Consider the following 19039-nt stretch of genomic DNA (forward strand, 5'->3'; position numbering starts at 1 on the left):
CCATAAATGGCGACCAAACAAGGTTTTGTAGGGGGCGCATTTATGCGCACCTGTCATTCACGCGGCGTCAAACGGTAACGTGAGACGCACGCGGCTGGCCTCTTCTCCCGGCGTTACGCCGAAATAGCGTTTAAACTCCCGCGAAAACTGCGAAGGGCTTTCGTAACCCACGCGCACCGCTGCCGCACTGGCTTTCATGCCATCCTGCAACATCATTAATCGCGCCTGATGCAGGCGATAGCGCTTCAGGTATTGCAGCGGCGAGGTTTGCGTTACCGCTTTAAAGTTGTGATGAAATGCCGACACGCTCATGTTCACTTCCGCCGCCAGCACTTCAACGCTGAGGCTTTCTGAGAAATGGTTTTCAATGCGGCGCAACGCGCGCGCAATCTGACTGAACTGCGTCTGTCGGTTCACCAGCGACAGCAGTGCGCCGCCAATCGGCCCGGTTAGCACATAGTAAATAATCTCACGCACCAGCTGCGGACCCAACACACGCGCGTCACGCGGTTTGTTCATCACATCCAGCAAGCGTTCGGCTGCACAGAGCATCTCCTCGCTCATAAAAGCCGAATGGATGCCCGAGGTATGCAGCTGCGGCTGAAACTGCTCATCATCGCCAATATCCATCAGCAGATCCTGCAGACTGGCCGTATCCACGCTCAGACACATGCCTGCCAGCGGCTCTTCTAACGTCGCTTCGGTTTCACACTCCACCGGCAACGGTACGGTCAGCATCAGATATTTGGTGGCATCGTAGTGGAACACCGTGCTGCCGAGATAGCCGGTTTTACGTCCCTGGAACAGAATCACAATGCCGGGTTGGTACATCATCGGCGTGCGCGGCAGCGTTTCACAGGCATAGATCAGCTTGACGTTATCCACCGCGCACAACGGTTGCCGGGCATCACTCATTAACGCAATCACTCGCTGCGCCAGCTGGCGGCAAAGGGCATCATTCGGCATGGTTTTCTCTCTGGCAGCAAAAATTCAGTGTGCCGCAATACTGCTTAAAGCTCCACCACTCTGGAGAATCAGGCAAGATTCTGGCAGAAATGACCAGGGCAAAACGGCGCTTTGATTGCCACAATCATCTCCTCGGTTAAGTTTGTTGACTAGACTTAACCACAGCGCTTTTAACGGTAAGTCACTGCGACAGATAAGGAGCAACTATGGCAGAGCAACCCATTATTAAACTGCACGACGGCAATATGATGCCTCAGCTTGGACTCGGCGTATGGCAGGCAAGCATTGAGGATGCCCGCAATGCGATTGTGGAAGCGTTAAAAGTGGGTTATCGCTCCATCGATACCGCCGCTATTTACAAAAACGAGGAAGCAGTCGGGCAGGCGCTGCAGGATACCGACGTGGCGCGTGAAGATATTTTCATTACCACCAAGTTGTGGAATGACGACCAGCAAAACTGGCAGGCGGCGATGGAAACCAGCCTGAAGAAATTGCAGCTGGAGAGCGTCGACCTCTACCTGATGCACTGGCCGTGCCCAGAGAAAGATCACTATGTTGAAGCCTGGAAAGGCTTAATTGAGCTGCAAAAACAGGGCTTAACCAAAAGTATCGGCGTCTGTAATTTCCACGAAGCACACCTCAAGCGTTTGATCGATGAGACCGGGGTTTCACCGGTGGTGAACCAGATTGAGCTACACCCGATGCTGCAACAGCGCACCCTGCATGCCTGGGATGCAATGCATCACATTCAAACAGAATCCTGGAGTCCGTTGGCGCAAGGCGGTAAAGGCGTGTTCGACCAGGAGATCATCCGCGATTTAGCCAAAAAGTATGGCAAGACCCCGGCGCAGATCGTGATTCGCTGGCATCTGGATAGCGGACTGGTGGTGATCCCTAAATCCGTAACGCCAGAACGCATTCGCGAAAACTTCCAGGTGTTTGATTTCAGGTTGGAAAAAACGGAGATCAGCGAGATTACCAAGCTGGATAGCGGCAATCGTTTGGGGCCGGATCCGGAGAAGTTTAACGGGTAGGATAGTGCGGACGTCTTCCCTCACCCCAGCCCTCTCCCGCAAGCGGGCGAGGGAGCACTCCGCTGCGATGTGAAGCTCTCATACCTATCCAGATGCCGCACTAACGATCCCCTCTCCCGCAAGCGGGCGAAGGAGCACTACGCTGCGATTTGAAGTTCTTTTACCTATCCAGATGCCGCACTAACGATCCCCTCTCCCGCAAGCGGGCGAGGGAGCACTCCGCTGCGATTTGAAGTTCTTTTACCTATCCAGATGCCGCACTAACGATCCCCTCTCCCGCAAGCGGGCGAAGGAGCACTACGCTGCGATTTGAAGTTCTCATACCTATCCAAATACTGCACTAACGATCCCCTCTCCCACTTGTGGGAGAGGGTTAGGGTGAGGGTAAATCAAGGAACCGGGTTCACCTGCAACTGCCCTGCCGTACCGCGATCCGCCAACTCCAGCGTCTGGCTGTAGTAGACAAACGGGAAGTGATCCGACGAACTCTGCGGGAAGCTCACCAACAGCTCCACGTCGCCATCAACCCACACGGTATCTTTCCAGCCACGATCTTCCCCCATCGGTTGCGCGCCGTTGACGTTCTTAATCAAGAACATCACACCCTGAATATGCAGCGACTGCGGACGATCGGCGTGGATAATCCAGCGTTCAAAGGTGCCCTGCTGCACGGTGGTATCGATGCGGCTCATATCCCACAGCGCGCCATTAATGCCCGGCGCACTGTCTCCGATGCGGAATTCGCGCGTGCGCACCGCGACACCATCCAGAATCTGATCCGCCAGTAAACGCATCGGCAGATTATCGGTAACCAACGGCAGCAAGCCCGTTGGTCGCAGGCTCAGCACCAACGTATTCGCCAGGATGGACGAGGGTTCAAACAGGCCGCGCAGCCGATCCATCAGACCGGCGGCGGTACCTGCAGTAATCGACACTTCATCACCTTGCGACATATCGACCAGCACTTCACGGCGTTCACCCGGTGCCAGTGACAGCGTCTGCACCGCCACAGGAGCGGCGAGGAAGCCTTGATCGCTGGCGATCACCGTGAACGGGCGGTTGTCCGAGAAGCTCAGATCGAACCGGCGCGCGTTGGACGCATTCAGCAAGCGCAAGCGTACCCAGCCGCGAGAAACCTCGATGTACGGGTTCTGTACGCCATTTACGAGCAGGGTGTCGCCGAGGAAACCGCCATCTGCAGGGGGGTTGTAAACCGGTGTGGCGAAGTTATCCAGACGCTTATCCTGAATAATCAGCGGGAAATCATCGACGCCATAGTGCTTTGGCAACGGCAGCGCTTTGCTGACGTCATCTTCAATCAGCCACATGCCAGCCAGGCCGTTGTAAACATGCGGCGCCATGCGATTTGGCGTATTGGCGTGATACCAGAGCGTGGCAGCCCCCTGGCGAATCGGCAGCACCGGCGCCCAGTCTACGCCCGCAGACATTAAGCGCGGGGCACCGCCCATTAGCGCGCCCGGCACTTGCAGCCCGCTGACGGTCATCGCCACCGGTTCGTTGAGGCGGTTGCTGTAAATCAGCTTCACATCATCGCCGCTGTATACGCGCACGGTGGGGCCGAGGTACATGCCATTAATACCCCATACCGGCACCTTGTTGCTGTTTCCGCTGAACGACCAATGGCTGCGTTGTAGCGTCAAAAACAGCGGCTGACCACGACGTGATTCGATCAATGGCGGAATCGGAAGCGGCACATCACCAGGCGGTGCCGCAGCATGGGCAGCATAAGGCATGCTGCCTGAAGCCAGCGCAACGCCGGCGGTAAGCTGAATAAACTGACGTCTGCTGCAAGACATAAAACTTCAGACCTTTTGAGCGGGGCGTGAAGACGCCGTGTCCATGTTGTTTTTGTTAGTGGGTTATTGCTGTGATGAGCATGGGGCAGCGGTACTGCCCCGTAATCGGCTAGATTTTACCGTTTTTTTCACGTTCGGCGACTTCGGCGTTCAATTCTTCCAGCTTAGCAGACATTAATTCGCGGCAATGGGTCGCTAACTTACGCACCGAGGTGGTTTCAAACTGTTTGGTATCAACAGGCGGCAGCATTTCAACAATCACCAGGCCGTTGTTCCAGCGGTTGAGTTTCACTTTGTCGTGGGTGTTAGACACCACCACCGGGATGATCGGCACACCAGCGGCCACTGCAGCATGGAAAGCGCCGGTTTTGAACGGCAACAGGCCACGACCACGGCTGCGCGTGCCTTCCGGGAACATCCAGAAGGAGATTTTCTTTTTGTTGAACTGCGCCACCAGCTCACCGATGGTACCGTGTGCTTTGGCGCGGTTATCACGATCAATCAACAGATTGCCAGTCAACCAGTATAGCTGGCCAAAGAACGGGATCCACAGCAGGCTCTTTTTACCCACGGTAACCGTGGTGGGCTGCACGATCTTCGCCGCGGTGATCATGTCGTAGTTGTTCTGATGGTTAGCGATATAAATCGCGTTGCCGTAACTCTCCGCATCGGCCGGTTTACGCAACTCCACTTTGACGCCAAACACCGTCGACAGGCGACCGAGCATATGACCAAAAGTCGCGACGTGACGCGGATTACGCGGTGAAAACAGACACCAGATACTGCCGAAGATACAGACCAAAATCGAATAAACGATAACAATAATCGTACGTAAAATTAGTAACATAGCTTCCTCAAAGTTGGCATTCCATCGCCTGGTCAGTATTATTCTTCGCTACTCGCGTCACTCTTTGGGCGCGCAGGCGCATTCACTTCCACGCTATCAATACGCTGCAAGCCACGCGACACACTGCCGCGACGGCCACGATCGGCACGCACTTTCTGTAGGTCTTCATCGCGCATAATCAACTTGCGCTTGCCAACATGGATGGTGATGGAACTGCCCGGTGGCAGAATCAACAACCATTGCAGTTTATCCAGGCCCGCTGCGGCATCTGCGGATGGAATCGAGATGATTTTATTGCCTTTGCCTTTCGACATCTGTGGCAGATCGCCCACCGGGAACATCAACATACGGCCAGCCTGGGTAATCGCCAGCAGCATGTCATCTCCCGAATGCACCGCCATTGGCGTCATCACTTTGGCGTTATCTGGCAACGTCAGCAGCGCTTTACCCGCACGGTTACGTGAAATCAAATCCGCGAAGGTACAGATAAAGCCGTAACCGGCATCCGAAGCCATCAGCAGTTTTTGATCGTCTGGCTCCATCAGCACCTGTTCAAATGCCGCGCCCGGTGGTGGCGTGAGCTTACCGGTTAACGGCTCGCCCTGCCCGCGTGCGGATGGCAGCGAAGTCGGATCCAGCGTGTAGCTGCGCCCAGTGGAGTCGATAAACGCCACCGGCTGGTTACTCTTACCGCGTGCTGCGGCCAGATAGCTGTCACCGGCTTTGTAGCTCAAGCCTGCCGCATCGATATCATGGCCTTTGGCGCTGCGCGCCCAGCCCATTTGTGACAATACGATGGTCACCGGCTCGGCGCTTACCAGCTCGTTTTCGCTCAACGCCTTGGCTTCTTCACGCTCATGCAACGGCGAACGACGATCGTCGCCATAGGTTTGGCTGTCAGCCAGCAACTCTTTCTTCAGCAGGTTACTCATCTTGCGTTCGGAAGCCAGAATCGCCTGCAGCTGATCACGCTCTTTTTCCAGTTCCGCTTGCTCACCACGAATTTTCATCTCTTCCAGTTTGGCGAGATGGCGCAGTTTTAATTCCAGGATCGATTCGGCCTGAGTGTCGGTCAGCTCAAAGCGCGACATCAAGACCTGTTTAGGCTCGTCCTCAGTACGAATGATGTGGATGACTTCATCAATATTGAGGAACGCGACCAGCAAGCCTTCCAAAATATGCAGGCGACGCAATACGCGATCCAGGCGGTAATTCAGGCGGCGCGTCACCGTATCACGGCGATACACCAGCCACTCAGACAGGATTTCCAGCAGGTTTTTCACCGCCGGACGGTTATCCAGCCCGATCATATTCAGGTTAACGCGATAGCTTTTTTCCAGATCGGTGGTGGCAAACAGGTGATTCATCACCTGCTCAAGATCAACACGATTGGAACGCGGCACGATAACCAGACGCGTTGGGTTCTCGTGATCGGATTCATCACGCAGGTCTTCCACCATCGGCAGCTTTTTGTTACGCATCTGCGCAGCAATCTGCTCCAGCACACGTGCACCGGATACCTGATGCGGCAGTGCGGTGATCACCACATCGCCATCTTCCTTTTTCCACACCGCACGCTGGCGGATCGATCCGCGACCATTCTGGTAAATCTTACGAATTTCGTCGCGTGGCGTGATGATCTCCGCTTCGGTCGGATAATCCGGGCCTTGCACAATATCCAGCAGCTCATCAAGCGTGGTATTGGGTTTATCAATCAGGCGCACGGCGGCTTCCGCCACTTCCCGCAGGTTGTGCGGAGGAATGTCAGTGGCCATGCCCACCGCGATGCCGGTGGTGCCGTTGAGCAGGATGTTCGGCAGACGCGCCGGCAACATTTTCGGCTCCTGCATGGTGCCATCAAAGTTGGGAATGTAATCGACCGTTCCCTGACCCAGTTCACCCAGCAGGACTTCCGCATATTTCGACAGACGCGATTCGGTGTAACGCATCGCGGCGAAGGATTTGGGGTCATCCGGTGCACCCCAGTTACCTTGCCCGTCCACCAGCGGATAACGATAGGAGAAGGGCTGCGCCATCAACACCATCGCTTCATAGCAGGCGCTGTCGCCGTGCGGATGGTATTTACCTAATACGTCACCCACGGTACGCGCCGATTTTTTGAATTTGGCACTCGCGTTGAGGCCCAACTCTGACATCGCATACACGATACGGCGCTGCACTGGCTTAAGGCCATCACCGATATACGGCAGTGCGCGGTCCATGATCACGTACATGGAGTAATTCAGGTACGCGTTTTCCGTAAACTTGTGCAGGGCAAGACGCTCTGCACCATCCTGCGTCAATTCGCTCATTAAGCTCGCATCCTCACTTCGTGGCCCGCAACGGCGGGACATCCGGCGGTCATTTGGCGAGGATAGTACCTTATTCGTGCGAGTTAGTCACAGGGAAGCCAGTGGTGGAGAAGAGAAACCTGTGAGGTTAAATAACGTGATATTGGTTAGAAAAATAAAAAGGAATGAGAGCAGCATCACAATTAATATCCGTAATAAATTGTGAGCAGGATCGCAATTAAATATCTCACGCGAGAAGCGTATTAATACTGTCCGCATCCATGGACAACATTTAGTATTGTTGCTTACGCCATCCTTTTCTAAATTTACACTCAACAAAACAATTTTTTGCGCTCCTGATTTCTGGCACCAAATAAATATATCGAGGAAATAATCTTAAAAACGATTTGCCAAAATAAAGGGTGACCGAATGCAAATACTGACTTCGCGACAACACCGTTTAGTCAAAATGCTGTTGCAACACGCTGCACCGCAGCCGACCAGAGCGTTAGCTTTACAACTTGGCGTGTCAGAGAAAACCATTCAACGCGATTTGCAGTGGCTGGAGAGCTGGCTGAGCGGATGGTCAATGGTGCTGGAAAAGACGCCGGGACGCGGCGTACGTCTGCGGGTTGATGACATTCAGCAACGCTTGCAGCTGGAGCAGCAGTTAAACGGCGATGAGAGCAGCGCCGATGCGCTGGGGCAAAACAGCCGCAGAGTGAAAATTGCCTCACAGCTGCTGAGTGATGCGCCCCGCGCCACCTCCATCAGCAAACTGTCTGAGCGCTATTTTATCAGCCATGCTTCGATAGTGAATGACCTGAAAGTGATTGAGGAGTGGTTGCAACCGTTGGGGCTGACGCTGCAGCGCGGACCTGGCGGTACGCACATCGAAGGGGATGAACACACGCTGCGTCAGGCGATGGTGTCACTGATTAATGATGTGATGCAGCAAAATGTCGCCGGAACGCCGCTGCTACCGCGGCTTGATCCCGGCAGCCAGCAAGCGTTGGTGCATTATTTCGGTGATGAGGATGTGGCTTTTGTGCAGGCGCTGCTACAGCAGATGGAGCAGCAGCTGAGTTACCCACTGGGCGATGCCTGGTACCTGAATCTCTGCACGCATATTCTGATCATGATGCATCGTATGGCGCAGGGCAACGCGCTGGCTCTGGCGACCTCAACCACCGCGCAGGATCTTGACCAGCGCATCCTGATTATCGCGCAGCAGATGGTGGTGCAGATTGAGCAGCGGATGTGCTGCGCGCTGCCTAAAGATGAAGTCGGATTTATTTATCAATATATCGTTTCATCCGGCATTGTGGTGGAAGAGCGTGGGGATAATGCCCCGGTGCATAATCAGTTTTCCACCGCAGAGTCCGTAAAAATAACCTGTGAATTAATTGATCGGTTTTCCGCTTTTATTCAGCAAGATTTAGCACAGGACCGATTATTATTCGATGGGCTACTGGTGCATATAAAGCCATTATTAAATCGACTCAAATATCATATTCACATTCGTAATCCCCTGCTGGAGGATATTCAGCAGGAAATGAAGGGGATATTTTCCCTGACCCAACAGGCGATGCAATTGACCGCACGGACGCATGCCCTTTCGCCCGTGGCAGATGATGAAATCGGCTACCTCTGCGTACATTTCCAGGCAGCGCTGGAGCGGCAAATTGCTCATAAGCGCATTCTGGTGGTGTGCTCCAGCGGCGTGGGGACATCCCATCTACTGAAAAGCCGTATTTTGCGTGCCTTCCCAGACTGGGAAATCGCCGGCGTGGTCTCCGCCAGTAATCACGCTGCGTTTTGCCAGAACCAAACGGTGGATTTAGTGATTACCACGATTCATCTCGACGCCGGTGCGATCCCGGCGGTGTATGTCAGTGCATTTTTTAACGATGACGATATTCGGCGAGTGACTGACGCCATGATTGGCAGCCAGCTGCCGGACGGCGCGCCCTGCGCCTTGGCTGAACATTAATTGAATGAGGTAGCACCCATGGATATTTCCCGCATTCTCACGCCACGCCGCGTTAATCTGGCGCTGACCGCGACCACTAAAGAAGAGGTGATTAATGAACTCACCGATCTGCTGTATCAGGACGGGGCCATCACCGATCGCGCAGCCTTTATTGAAGACGTCTGGCTGCGTGAAGCCGAAGGATCCACCGGTTTCGAAAACCACGTCGCCATTCCGCACGGCAAATCTTCTGCGGTCCTCCACACCACGCTCGCCATTGGTCGTACCCAACAGGATATCTCGTGGGAAACGCTTGATGGCAGCCAGGTGCGCTGCATCATCCTGTTCGCTGTGCGACTGGAAGATCAGAACACCACCCATATTCGCCTGTTGTCGCAGGTGGCCAGCGCGCTGGCCGATGATGAGGTGATTGCCCAATTGCTGGTGGAAAACGACCCCAGCAATATCATCCGGCTGTTTAGTCAGTACGCCGAAACCGACCTCTGTTAACACCCAACTCTCTGAGGTGACACATGAATATTGTCTGTGTAGCGGCCTGCACGGCAGGCATCGCGCATACCTATATTGCGCGCGAAAAACTGATTAAAGGGGCTCACGCGCTGGGCCACACCATCCACGTCGAAACCCAAGGCACCATCGGTACTGAAACGGCGCTGACGCGTGAAGACATTGACGCCGCTGATGTGGTGATCCTCGCCATTGACGTGAAGATCAAAGGCGAAGAGCGCTTCCAGGGCAAACCCATCGTACGAGTGAAAACCGAAGTGGTGATTAAGTCACCGGTGAAATTCCTCGAAAAAGTGGCGGATTCACTGGCGCGTGCCTGAGGAGATCCACCATGAACGAGAACAAACGTCAGTACGGCCAGGAGATCAAAGGCCACTTACTCACCGGAATTTCGTGGATGATCCCGCTGATCGTTGCCGCCGGGATCTGTATCGCGCTCGGCCAGGTGATCGGCGGCCCGGATGTCGGTAAACATCCTGGGACCATCGCCTGGATGTTGAACCAGATCGGTGGCTGGGGCATGGGGCTGATCGTGCCGTTGATCAGTGCGGCGATCGCCTACTCGATTGCCGATCGACCCGGCTTTGCACCCGGTTTAATTGTCGGCTTTATTTGCGGCCAGATTGGTACGGGTTTTATCGGCGGTATGCTGGGCGGCTTCCTCGTCGGTTACACCGTGCTGCTGCTGCGCCGCACTATCAAACTGCCGCAGTCGATGCAGGGGTTGATGCCGATTATGGTGCTGCCGGTGCTGAGCACCATCATCGCCGGGCTATTGATGATGACCTTCATCGGTCAGCCGATTGTCTGGCTACAGAAGGCGCTGATTCACTTGCTGGAATCCATGCAGGGCGGATCAAAATTTGTGCTGGGCGCGGTGTTGGGCGCGATGGCGACCTTTGACTTCGGCGGCCCCATCAATAAAACCATGTCGCTGTTCGCCGACGGCATGCTGGTTGATGGCATCTACGGCCCGGAAGCGGTGAAGTTTGTCGGCTCGATGATCCCACCGTTTGGTATCACGCTGTCGTATCTGCTGACGCGTCACAAGTACACCAAAGCGGAAAAAGAGGCGCTGAAGGCCGCCTTCCCGATGGGCATCTGCATGATTACCGAAGGCGTGATCCCTATTGCCGCACGTGACCTGCTGCGCGTGGTCGCCAGCTGTGTGGTGGCCTCTGCCATCGCCGGAGGACTGATCATGGTGTGGGGCGTAGAAGCGCCAGTGCCGCACGGTGGGATGTTTGTGGTGCCACTGTTCACCAAACCCCTGATGTTCTGTCTGGCACTGGGCATCGGTACGGCTGTGTGCGGCGTGATGCTGTCGCTGATGAAAAAACCGGTGACGCAGGCCGATGAAGAGTTCGATGACGTGGAAGCCCCTGGCGTCCGCGATGAAGAGATCAAATTCACACTGGAATAAGGAGCCACCATGTTTGCCATGATGAATGACCTGATTCAGGCCGCCGCCAAACAGCAGTACGCAGTCCTGGCGATCAACTGCTTTAACCTCGAAACCGCACGTGCGGCGATTCAAGCCGCGGAACAGCAGCGCGCCCCGCTGATCCTCAATGTGTATCAGGGGCACAGTACGCATTTCCCACCCGCCGTGGCCGTGCCATTAGTACAGGCGTTGGCCGGTGCAGCAAGCGTGCCGGTGGCGCTGGCACTGGATCACGGCAAAGCCTTCCCGCTGATCGGCCAGGCGTTTCGCGCCGGGTTTACCGGGCTGATGATCGACGCCTCTGCCGATCCGCTGGCAGAGAACATTCGCCAGACTGCGGCAGTGGTGAAGATGGCACACACGGCGGGCGTCTGTGTTGAAGGTGAACTGGGCCATATCGCGGATGCACCCACTTACGAGCTGGCGGATGCCTCGGTGAAGATGACGCAGGTTGCGGATGTGCTGCCCTTTATCGAGCAAACCGAGATCGATTTGCTGGCAATTTCCGTCGGCACTGCGCATGGCCTCTATCCTGCCGGAGTGAAGCCGAAGATCGATTTCCAGCGTTTGCAGGAGCTGCATGCAGTCTCCACCCGTCCACTGGCGCTGCACGGCGGATCGGGCACGCCAGCCGAGGATATTCGCCGTGTTAGCCAGTATGGCGTGGCCAAAATTAACGTGGGCGCGGCGGTATTTGATGCCGGTAAAAATGCCGTAGAACAGGCGCTCAAGCAGCATCCACACGCGGAGCTGGCCGATTTGCTTGGGCTAATGGAATCCGCCTGCCGCGAGGTGGTGATTGAGTATTTGAGCTGGTCGGGATCGGCAAACCGGGTTTGACGATCGTAGCGGCGCGATTTATCGCGCGTATCTAAAGTGTTCCCATTTTATCCATCATCGGGTCGGCGCGCGCGTCGGCTCTGGTAAAACTCACGTTAAGGAAATATTAACATGTTGATTTCAATGAAAGAAATGTTGGCACCTGCCCGTGAACATCGCTTTGCTATTGGCGCATTCAACGTGGCAGACAGCTGCTTTATCCGCGCCGTGGTAGAAGAAGCCGAAGCCACTAACACCCCGGCAATCATCTCGATTCACCCAAGCGAGCTGGAGTTTGTCACCGATGAATTCTTTGGCTATGTGCGTGAACGCACGTTGAAAAGCCGCGTGCCCTTCACTATCCACCTCGACCACGGCGCATCGATTGCCCAGGTGCTGCGGGCTATTCAATGCGGCTTCACCTCCGTGATGATTGATGGCTCATTGCTGCCATATGAAGAGAACGTGGCGCTGACCAAAGAGGTAGTGAAACTGGCGCACTCGGTGGGGGTTTCAGTGGAAGGAGAACTCGGCACCATTGGCGATACCGGTACCACGGTGGAGGGCGGCGTGAGTAAAGTGATCTACACCGAACCGGCGCAGGCGGAAGATTTTGTGCAGCGCACCGGCGTGGATACGCTGGCGGTGGCCATCGGGACCGCGCACGGCATCTATCCAAAAGACATGAAGCCAGAGTTGCAGATGCATATCCTGAAAGATATTTCGCAGCGTGTGACTATTCCACTGGTGTTGCATGGCGGCTCCGCCAATCCGGACGCAGAGATTGCCGAAGCGGTGACGCTGGGCGTGGGTAAAATCAATATCTCCAGCGATATGAAGTACGCTTACTTTGCCAAACTGCGTGAGATTCTGGCGCGCGAAACCTGGTGGGATCCCAATGTGATTTACCCGGACGCGATTGCTGCCGCGAAAGCGGTGATTCGCTACAAGATGAATCTGTTTGGTGGGTTGGGTAAAGCGGGGCTGTATCGTTAATTGACCTGGTGCGCACAAATGCGCACCCTACATTTATGGTCGCGATTTCTGGCCTGGTGCTCGCCAGTTTAGCGCTTAAGGTCGCCATTTATGGCGACCTCGTTGTTTACTTGATCACACCCAACCACTGCTGCGCGATCTGCGCATATTCACCGGTCGCGGTGCTGAGATGCAGCCACTGATCGACATACAGCTTCCAGCTCATATCATCACGCGGAATCATGTAAGCCTTCTCACCATACTGCATGGGCTTGTCCGGATTGATGGCGCACAATGTAGGGTAATGCTTCATCTGGAACAGGGCTTCTGACGCATCGGTGATCATCACATCGGCTTTTTTATCTACCAGCTGCTGGAAAATGCCCACGTTATCGGCCAGTTGCAGTGTGGAGTGCGGCAAATGGCTGTGTACAAATGCTTCGTTGGTGCCGCCTGCCGGTTCAATCACGCGGACGCTGGGTTGGTTAATCTGCTCAACGGTCTGGTATTTGTCTTTATCATCGCAGCGCACCAGCGGGATTTTTCCATCCACACCCAACGGCTCAGCGAACCAGGCAATCTGCTGGCGCTTCAGCGTGACGGACACCCCACCGAGGGCGATATCGCACTGCTTCGCGACAAAATCGTCGCTCATGGTTTTCCACGTGGTGGGCACCCACTGCACTTTGGCCCCTAAGCTTGCCGCCAGTGACTGCGCCATGCTGATATCCAGCCCTTCATACTGACCGTCGCTGCGCAGATAGCTATAGGGTTTGTAGTCACCGGTGGTACAGACTTTCAGGGTTTTACTGCTACGAATTTCATCGAGGTGAGACTGCGCCGAAGCCGTGCCTGTCACCAGAAGTAATGCACTCAGTATCGCGGTTTTCATGGATTCTTCTTTATTGTGTTGATGTTGGTTTGCCTGCGGATTGTTTCATGAAGCGCCGCATTATTGCTTTATTAGCAAAAGTCTTGTGATCAATCACGCATTTTTCTGCTTCGCCTGCGCGCGTAGAGTGTGCGCCATTAACGGATAACGGAGCGAATCATCCATGAGCAACATTTTAATTATCGATGGCGGTAAAACCTTCGCCCACTCAAAAGGCGAGCTGAACCACACGCTGACGGACGTTGCCGCCAGCCAGTTGCGTGACCTCGGCCATAACGTTGTGGTGACGGTGGCTGACAGCGATTACAACGTCGCAGAAGAAGTGCAGAAATATCTCGACAGTGACGTGGTGATCTACCAGATGCCAGGCTGGTGGATGGGCGAACCCTGGACCGTGAAAAAGTACATCGATGATGTGTTTACCGAAGGCCACGGCGCACTGTATGCCAGCGATGGCCGCAGCCGCAGCGATGCCAGTAAAAAATACGGTTCAGGCGGCCTGATTCAGGGCAAAAAATATATGCTGTCGCTGACCTGGAACGCCCCGCTGGAAGCCTTCACCGATCCCGATCAGTTCTTTGAAGGTGTCGGCGTTGACGGCCTGTACCTGCACTTCCACAAAGCCAACCAGTTCCTCGGTATGGAAAGCCTGCCCACCTTTATCTGTAACGATGTGATCAAGATGCCGGACGTGCCACGCGATATTGAGCGTTATCGGACTCATCTCAGCCAAATCTTTGCTTAACTTTAAGCACACCGGGAAAAGAGGAAGCACTATGTTAACTGTCGTTGCAGAGATTTGTATCAAGCCAGGCCGCCGTCATGTGGTGCTGGAAGCCATCAACAAACTGATCCCTACCGTGCTGGAAGAGGAAGGTTGCCATCAGTACGATGCGCTGGTCGATCACCAGGCGCAGGTGCCGTGGAAGCACAATTCACCGGACTCGATCTTTATGCTGGAGCAGTGGGAATCGTTACGCCATCTGGAGCAACATCAGCAGATGCCGCATATGGATGCGCATCGCGCCCTGATTAAAGATGATGTGGTGGATGTGAAGATCCTGGTGCTGGAGCCGGTTCGCTAATCCGCTCGCGCCTCTGCCCTGGCAGAGGCTTTTTTTTATTACAGCAGCTGGTTTTGCTCAATCTTCTCGCGCAGAAAATCAAGAAAGCAGGTAATGCGTGAAGTGAGAGACTGGTTACGGTAATACACCGCATGGATCGGCAGACGCAACTCACGCGTGTCACTCTCCAGTACCTGCACCAAATCTCCGCGCGCACGATCTTCACGGGTGACAAAATCGGATAAGCGTGCAATGCCCTGCCCCGCTAACGCCAGTTGTCTCAACGTCTCTCCACTGGAAGCTAACAGCGTGGGTTTGATCTGTAAAAACTCCCCCTCCCGCTGCCACACCGGCCAGACATTGTGCGCATCTAACTGACTAAATCCGAGCCGCTGATGGGCTGACAGTGCCTCCACATTTAACGGCGTGCCATGCTGCTGCAGATAGCCAGGACTGGCGACTAAGCGCGTCGCACTGCTGCCCAGCACGCGAGCGCGCAGCGTAGAGTCACGCAGTTCCCCGACGCGAATAGCAATATCGGTCTGCTGTTCCAGCAGATCGATCATGATGTCGTCAGTGTTTAACTCCAGCTGGATTTGCGGAAAGCGCTGCCGGAACTCCGCCACCAGCGGCACAATCACATGCAGCATAAAGGGGGCGTTAGCATTCACCCGCAAGCGGCCAGAGGGGATATCGCGGCGTTGGGCAATCTGCTCTTCTGCCAGCTCAACCGATGAGAGGATCTGCCGCGCATGATCGAGGAAGATCAGCCCCTCCTCAGTCAGTGCCAGCCGTCGGGTGGTGCGATGCAGTAAGGTGGTTTGCAGCTTGGATTCCAGGCGGCTGAGCGCCCGACTGATGCCAGAACTGGTTTGATCGAGATGATCGGCGGCTGCGGTGATCGATCCCGTATCCACCACCGCCACCCAGGCGCGTAACTCTTCCAGCGTGATTTTCACGATCCGTTCTCCGGGACTCGTCCTAAATAACAAAGGACGCCGCAGCGTCCCCTGTGATTAAGCTTCCAGGTCGGCGAGGTCGCCTTTTTCCTGCAGCCAGTTACGACGATCTTCCGAACGTTTCTTCGCCAGCAGCATGTCCATGACACGTAGCGTTTGCTCTACATCGTCATCGCTGACCGTCAGTTGCACTAAACGGCGCGTGTTGGGATCGAGTGTGGTTTCACGCAGCTGCAACGGGTTCATTTCACCCAGACCTTTGAAGCGCTGAACGTTAGGCTTGCCCTTTTTACGCTTCAGCTGCTCCAGCACGCCCTCTTTCTCATCTTCGTCCAGTGCGTAAAAGACTTCTTTACCGAGATCGATGCGATACAGCGGCGGCATGGCGACGTAAACGTGACCATGTTGCACCAGCGTACGGAAGTGCTTCACAAACAGCGCGCACAACAAGGTGGCAATATGCAGGCCATCGGAGTCCGCATCCGCAAGAATACAGATCTTGCCGTAACGCAGTTGGCTCAGATCCTCACTGTCAGGATCGATACCGATCGCCACAGAAATATCGTGCACTTCCTGCGATGCCAGCACTTCATCGGACGACACTTCCCAGGTATTCAGGATCTTACCTTTGAGCGGCATGATCGCCTGATATTCTCGATCGCGCGCCTGTTTGGCCGACCCACCCGCGGAGTCCCCTTCCACCAGGAACAGTTCGGTTCGGTTCAGATCCTGCGCAGTACAGTCCGCCAGCTTGCCCGGCAGCGCTGGGCCGCTGGTCAGCTTCTTACGCACCACTTTCTTGGCGGCGCGCATACGGCGCTGTGCGCTGGAGATCGCCAGCTCGGCCAGCATTTCTGCAGCCTGCACGTTCTGGTTCAGCCACAGGCTGAAGGCATCTTTAACCACCGCAGAAACAAAGGCCGCGCACTGGCGTGAAGACAGGCGCTCTTTAGTTTGACCGGCGAATTGCGGATCCTGCATTTTCACCGATAAGACGTAAGCACAGCGATCCCAGATATCTTCCGCCGACAGTTTCACACCGCGCGGCAGAATGTTGCGGAATTCGCAGAACTCGCGCATCGCATCCAGCAGGCCCTGGCGTAAGCCATTAACGTGAGTACCGCCCTGCATGGTGGGGATCAGGTTGACGTAGCTTTCCGTCAGCAGTTCACCACCTTCCGGCAGCCACAGCAGCGCCCAATCCACCGCTTCCACATCACCGGCAAAGCTGCCGACAAAAGGCTTCTCTGGCAGCGTGGGCAGACCGTTGACCGCTTCACCCAAATAATCGGTGAGGCCATCCTGGTAGAGCCAGGTCTGCTCGGTATCGTTGACTTTATCTTTGAAGACAATTTCCACGCCCGGACAGAGCACGGCTTTGGCTTTCAGCACATGTGTCAGACGAGAAACGGAAAAGCGTGGGCTGTCGAAGAAACTTTCATCTGGCCAGAAATGGACACGCGTGCCGGTGTTGCGCTTGCCTACCGTACCGGTAACGGTGAGATCCTGCACTTTATCGCCATTTTCAAAGGCGATGTCATACACTTCGCCATTACGACGCACCGTGACTTCTACGCGTTTCGACAGGGCGTTCACCACCGAGATCCCTACGCCATGCAGGCCGCCTGAGAACTGGTAGTTTTTGTTGGAGAATTTACCGCCCGCATGTAAACGGCAGAGGATCAGCTCAACGGCGGGTACGCCTTCTTCTGGGTGGATATCCACCGGCATGCCGCGGCCGTCGTCGATCACTTCCAGCGACTGGTCAGCATGAAGAATCACTTCCACGCGTTTAGCGTGACCGGCCAGCGCCTCATCGACGCTGTTATCGATCACTTCTTGTCCTAAATGGTTAGGACGCGTGGTATCGGTGTACATCCCCGGACGACGACGCACCGGTTCGAGGCCGGTTAAGACCTCAATCGCATCGGCATTATAGCTTGATTGGCTCATCGTAACTGTCTGATTAGCAATATGAAAATGGGCCCATCCCGCAGCAATCAGGGAGCATTTAATCCCAGGAAATCAATCATCTGCGCAAAATGGCGTTCGAATCCGATATAGGCATGATTGCCGCCTTCTTCGACCGTCTGGCGGCACGCGCTGTAATATTCCAGCGCCTGGCGGTAGTCGAGCACCTCATCGCCAGTTTGTTGCAGCAACCAGAGTAAATCGGGCGCTTCAAGCGGGTCAATCTGCATAACTTTCAGATCGTAAATGTGGCGAGACTCTAACACATATTGCTGGCCAGTGTAGGGATTCCGGTTTTCACCGAGATAATCCACCAGCAGTTCAAACGGCCGCACGGCAGGATTGACCACCACCGCAGGCAGCATAAAACATTGCGACAGCCAGGTGGCGAAGTAACCGCCGAGAGAGGATCCTACTAAACCCAGCGGTTCACCTGCATACTGCATCACCAACTCTTCCAGCATGCTGGCCGCTTCTGCCGGAAACGTGGGCAGTTGCGGCACCAGCACATTGAGGTGGGGATGGTGCTCATGTACCCACTGTTGCAGTTGTGTGGCTTTGGCCGATTGCGGTGAACTGTTGAATCCATGCAGATAGATCAGCGCCGCCATCGTTTAGTATCCCTCGGAATCAAGGTCAGGGCGGAACATATCACTTTGCAGACGGTTCACTTCGGTTTCCAGCACGCCATCTGCTTTCAGCGTTAACCAGCGCCAGCCCGGCGCGACATTATCAATGGTGAAGCTGGTGCAGTGCGGTTTGAACTGCACGCAGGTCGACGGTGAAGCCAGCACGCGGCGACCATGCCAGTCGAGATCCAGTTCCTGATGGATGTGGCCACAAACCAGGTTTCGTGCACGCGGGAAGTGTTGCAACACCGCTTCTAACTGATGCGGATTACGCAGGCTATGCTGATCCAGCCAGGTGCACCCTGATGCCAGCGGATGATGGTGCAACAGTACCAGCGTGTGACGCTCCGGATGTTTGCGCAGCGCGATGTCCAGCCATTCCAGCTGGTATTCACTTAGCATGCCATGCGGTACGCCAAACACCTGGCTATCCAGCAACACCAACTGCCAGTGCTCCCCCAGCAAAACATGTTTGTCAGAGGCGATACCCGCTTCGGCCAGCGTATCGACCATGGCAGGTTGAAAATCGTGATTTCCCGGCAGCCAGACGCACGGCTTCGGCAGGCGTGTAATACCCGCTACGAAGTGTTGATAAGCTTCGACGGTGTGATCCTGGGCGAGATCGCCAGTGGCGATAATCAGATCGTAATCGTGCTGTTGTGCCGTGATGGCGTCCAGCACCGCATCAAAACTCGACCAGGTGTTTACCCCAAGCAGCGATTGATGTTTTCCTGCAAAAAGATGGGTATCCGTGATTTGTAAAATCCTGATATCGGCCCCATTTGCCGCAGGAAGAGTGAGCAGGCTATCCAAAGCGTTTCCTTTATCTCC

18 protein-coding genes are annotated in these 19039 nt (G+C 55.0%); 9 read left to right on the forward strand and 9 right to left on the reverse strand.

All coding sequences use genetic code 11. The features are described 5' to 3' along the window. Positions 1 to 57: 57 nt before the first annotated feature. Positions 58 to 966, reverse strand: coding sequence for an AraC family transcriptional regulator (locus QMZ30_RS10200; RefSeq protein ID WP_283227271.1), 909 nt, complete (start codon positions 964 to 966; stop codon positions 58 to 60). Positions 967 to 1172: 206 nt separating this feature from the next. On the opposite strand from QMZ30_RS10200, the gene dkgA reads away from it, so the two are divergent. Continuing rightward, positions 1173 to 2000, forward strand: a complete 828-nt coding sequence (dkgA, locus tag QMZ30_RS10205) for a 2,5-didehydrogluconate reductase DkgA (RefSeq protein WP_039328609.1) — start codon at positions 1173 to 1175, stop codon at positions 1998 to 2000. 389 nt (positions 2001 to 2389) lie between these two features. On the opposite strand, the gene ftsP is transcribed toward dkgA, so the two are convergent. From ftsP to parC, 3 genes are all read right to left on the reverse strand, one after another. Next, positions 2390 to 3817: a cell division protein FtsP gene (gene ftsP, locus QMZ30_RS10210; protein ID WP_283227272.1), complete on the reverse strand. Its 1428-nt coding sequence runs from the start codon at positions 3815 to 3817 to the stop codon at positions 2390 to 2392. A gap of 109 nt (positions 3818 to 3926) precedes the next feature. Continuing rightward, complete coding sequence (locus QMZ30_RS10215; protein ID WP_039328606.1) at positions 3927 to 4664, reverse strand: 1-acylglycerol-3-phosphate O-acyltransferase; 738 nt, start codon at positions 4662 to 4664, stop codon at positions 3927 to 3929. Positions 4665 to 4702: 38 nt separating this feature from the next. Continuing rightward, entirely contained in the window at positions 4703 to 6976 is a 2274-nt protein-coding gene (parC, locus tag QMZ30_RS10220; protein WP_283227273.1) for a DNA topoisomerase IV subunit A, read from the reverse strand. 409 nt (positions 6977 to 7385) lie between these two features. Here parC and QMZ30_RS10225 point away from each other — a divergent pair, with 409 nt between their 5' ends. The 6 genes from QMZ30_RS10225 (at position 7386) to QMZ30_RS10250 (ending at position 12714) form a co-directional block, all read left to right on the forward strand. Continuing rightward, positions 7386 to 8948, forward strand: coding sequence for a BglG family transcription antiterminator (locus QMZ30_RS10225; RefSeq protein WP_283227274.1), 1563 nt, complete (start codon positions 7386 to 7388; stop codon positions 8946 to 8948). 18 nt (positions 8949 to 8966) lie between these two features. Further along, positions 8967 to 9437: a PTS sugar transporter subunit IIA gene (locus QMZ30_RS10230; RefSeq protein WP_283227275.1), complete on the forward strand. Its 471-nt coding sequence runs from the start codon at positions 8967 to 8969 to the stop codon at positions 9435 to 9437. Between the two features lie 23 nt (positions 9438 to 9460). Further along, complete coding sequence (locus tag QMZ30_RS10235; RefSeq protein WP_039328600.1) at positions 9461 to 9775, forward strand: PTS fructose transporter subunit IIB; 315 nt, start codon at positions 9461 to 9463, stop codon at positions 9773 to 9775. Between the two features lie 11 nt (positions 9776 to 9786). After that, positions 9787 to 10878, forward strand: a complete 1092-nt coding sequence (locus QMZ30_RS10240) for a PTS fructose transporter subunit IIC (RefSeq protein WP_039328598.1) — start codon at positions 9787 to 9789, stop codon at positions 10876 to 10878. Between the two features lie 9 nt (positions 10879 to 10887). Beyond that, positions 10888 to 11739, forward strand: coding sequence for a class II fructose-bisphosphate aldolase (locus QMZ30_RS10245; RefSeq protein WP_283227276.1), 852 nt, complete (start codon positions 10888 to 10890; stop codon positions 11737 to 11739). Positions 11740 to 11850: 111 nt separating this feature from the next. Then, positions 11851 to 12714 carry a ketose-bisphosphate aldolase gene (locus QMZ30_RS10250; RefSeq protein ID WP_283227277.1) on the forward strand — a complete coding sequence of 288 codons (864 nt, stop codon included), beginning with the start codon at positions 11851 to 11853 and terminating at the stop codon, positions 12712 to 12714. Between the two features lie 106 nt (positions 12715 to 12820). Here QMZ30_RS10250 and QMZ30_RS10255 read toward each other — a convergent pair whose 3' ends face one another. Then, positions 12821 to 13585, reverse strand: coding sequence for a transporter substrate-binding domain-containing protein (locus tag QMZ30_RS10255; protein ID WP_039328592.1), 765 nt, complete (start codon positions 13583 to 13585; stop codon positions 12821 to 12823). 163 nt (positions 13586 to 13748) lie between these two features. Here QMZ30_RS10255 and QMZ30_RS10260 point away from each other — a divergent pair, with 163 nt between their 5' ends. Next, positions 13749 to 14330 (forward strand): NAD(P)H-dependent oxidoreductase, encoded by a 582-nt coding sequence (locus QMZ30_RS10260; RefSeq protein WP_283227278.1) that lies wholly within the window; start codon positions 13749 to 13751, stop codon positions 14328 to 14330. A 31-nt stretch (positions 14331 to 14361) separates the two neighbouring features. Further along, a complete protein-coding gene (locus QMZ30_RS10265; RefSeq protein ID WP_039328588.1) occupies positions 14362 to 14670 on the forward strand; it encodes a putative quinol monooxygenase in 309 nt (102 codons plus the stop codon). A gap of 38 nt (positions 14671 to 14708) precedes the next feature. Here QMZ30_RS10265 and QMZ30_RS10270 read toward each other — a convergent pair whose 3' ends face one another. From QMZ30_RS10270 to cpdA, 4 genes are read right to left on the reverse strand one after another with little or no spacing between them, the layout of a single operon-like run. Continuing rightward, complete coding sequence (locus QMZ30_RS10270) at positions 14709 to 15608, reverse strand: LysR substrate-binding domain-containing protein (protein WP_283227279.1); 900 nt, start codon at positions 15606 to 15608, stop codon at positions 14709 to 14711. A 57-nt stretch (positions 15609 to 15665) separates the two neighbouring features. Further along, positions 15666 to 17561 (reverse strand): DNA topoisomerase IV subunit B, encoded by a 1896-nt coding sequence (parE, locus tag QMZ30_RS10275; RefSeq protein ID WP_039328580.1) that lies wholly within the window; start codon positions 17559 to 17561, stop codon positions 15666 to 15668. A 47-nt stretch (positions 17562 to 17608) separates the two neighbouring features. Further along, entirely contained in the window at positions 17609 to 18190 is a 582-nt protein-coding gene (gene yqiA / locus QMZ30_RS10280; RefSeq protein ID WP_039328578.1) for an esterase YqiA, read from the reverse strand. Positions 18191 to 18193: 3 nt separating this feature from the next. Continuing rightward, the gene (gene cpdA, locus QMZ30_RS10285; protein ID WP_283227280.1) at positions 18194 to 19021 is read right to left on the reverse strand and encodes a 3',5'-cyclic-AMP phosphodiesterase; all 828 of its coding nucleotides are present in this window, start codon (positions 19019 to 19021) and stop codon (positions 18194 to 18196) included. Between the last annotated feature and the right edge of the window lie 18 nt (positions 19022 to 19039).

Source organism: Pantoea sp. EA-12 (assembly GCF_030053355.1).
GTDB lineage: Bacteria > Pseudomonadota > Gammaproteobacteria > Enterobacterales > Enterobacteriaceae > Pantoea > Pantoea vagans_C.

Bases quoted from the DNA above. Each gene is read 5' to 3' on its own strand.
- QMZ30_RS10260 (WP_283227278.1), top strand. From the start codon at position 13,749: ATGAGCAACATTTTAATTATCGATGGCGGTAAAACCTTCGCCCACTCA.
- dkgA (WP_039328609.1), top strand. From the start codon at position 1,173: ATGGCAGAGCAACCCATTATTAAACTGCACGACGGCAATATGATGCCT.
- QMZ30_RS10265 (WP_039328588.1), top strand. From the start codon at position 14,362: ATGTTAACTGTCGTTGCAGAGATTTGTATCAAGCCAGGCCGCCGTCAT.
- QMZ30_RS10230 (WP_283227275.1), top strand. From the start codon at position 8,967: ATGGATATTTCCCGCATTCTCACGCCACGCCGCGTTAATCTGGCGCTG.
- yqiA (WP_039328578.1), bottom strand. From the start codon at position 18,190: ATGGCGGCGCTGATCTATCTGCATGGATTCAACAGTTCACCGCAATCG.
- parE (WP_039328580.1), bottom strand. From the start codon at position 17,561: ATGAGCCAATCAAGCTATAATGCCGATGCGATTGAGGTCTTAACCGGC.
- ftsP (WP_283227272.1), bottom strand. From the start codon at position 3,817: ATGTCTTGCAGCAGACGTCAGTTTATTCAGCTTACCGCCGGCGTTGCG.
- QMZ30_RS10235 (WP_039328600.1), top strand. From the start codon at position 9,461: ATGAATATTGTCTGTGTAGCGGCCTGCACGGCAGGCATCGCGCATACC.
- QMZ30_RS10250 (WP_283227277.1), top strand. From the start codon at position 11,851: ATGTTGATTTCAATGAAAGAAATGTTGGCACCTGCCCGTGAACATCGC.
- parC (WP_283227273.1), bottom strand. From the start codon at position 6,976: ATGAGCGAATTGACGCAGGATGGTGCAGAGCGTCTTGCCCTGCACAAG.
- QMZ30_RS10255 (WP_039328592.1), bottom strand. From the start codon at position 13,585: ATGAAAACCGCGATACTGAGTGCATTACTTCTGGTGACAGGCACGGCT.
- QMZ30_RS10240 (WP_039328598.1), top strand. From the start codon at position 9,787: ATGAACGAGAACAAACGTCAGTACGGCCAGGAGATCAAAGGCCACTTA.
- QMZ30_RS10215 (WP_039328606.1), bottom strand. From the start codon at position 4,664: ATGTTACTAATTTTACGTACGATTATTGTTATCGTTTATTCGATTTTG.
- QMZ30_RS10245 (WP_283227276.1), top strand. From the start codon at position 10,888: ATGTTTGCCATGATGAATGACCTGATTCAGGCCGCCGCCAAACAGCAG.
- QMZ30_RS10200 (WP_283227271.1), bottom strand. From the start codon at position 966: ATGCCGAATGATGCCCTTTGCCGCCAGCTGGCGCAGCGAGTGATTGCG.
- QMZ30_RS10225 (WP_283227274.1), top strand. From the start codon at position 7,386: ATGCAAATACTGACTTCGCGACAACACCGTTTAGTCAAAATGCTGTTG.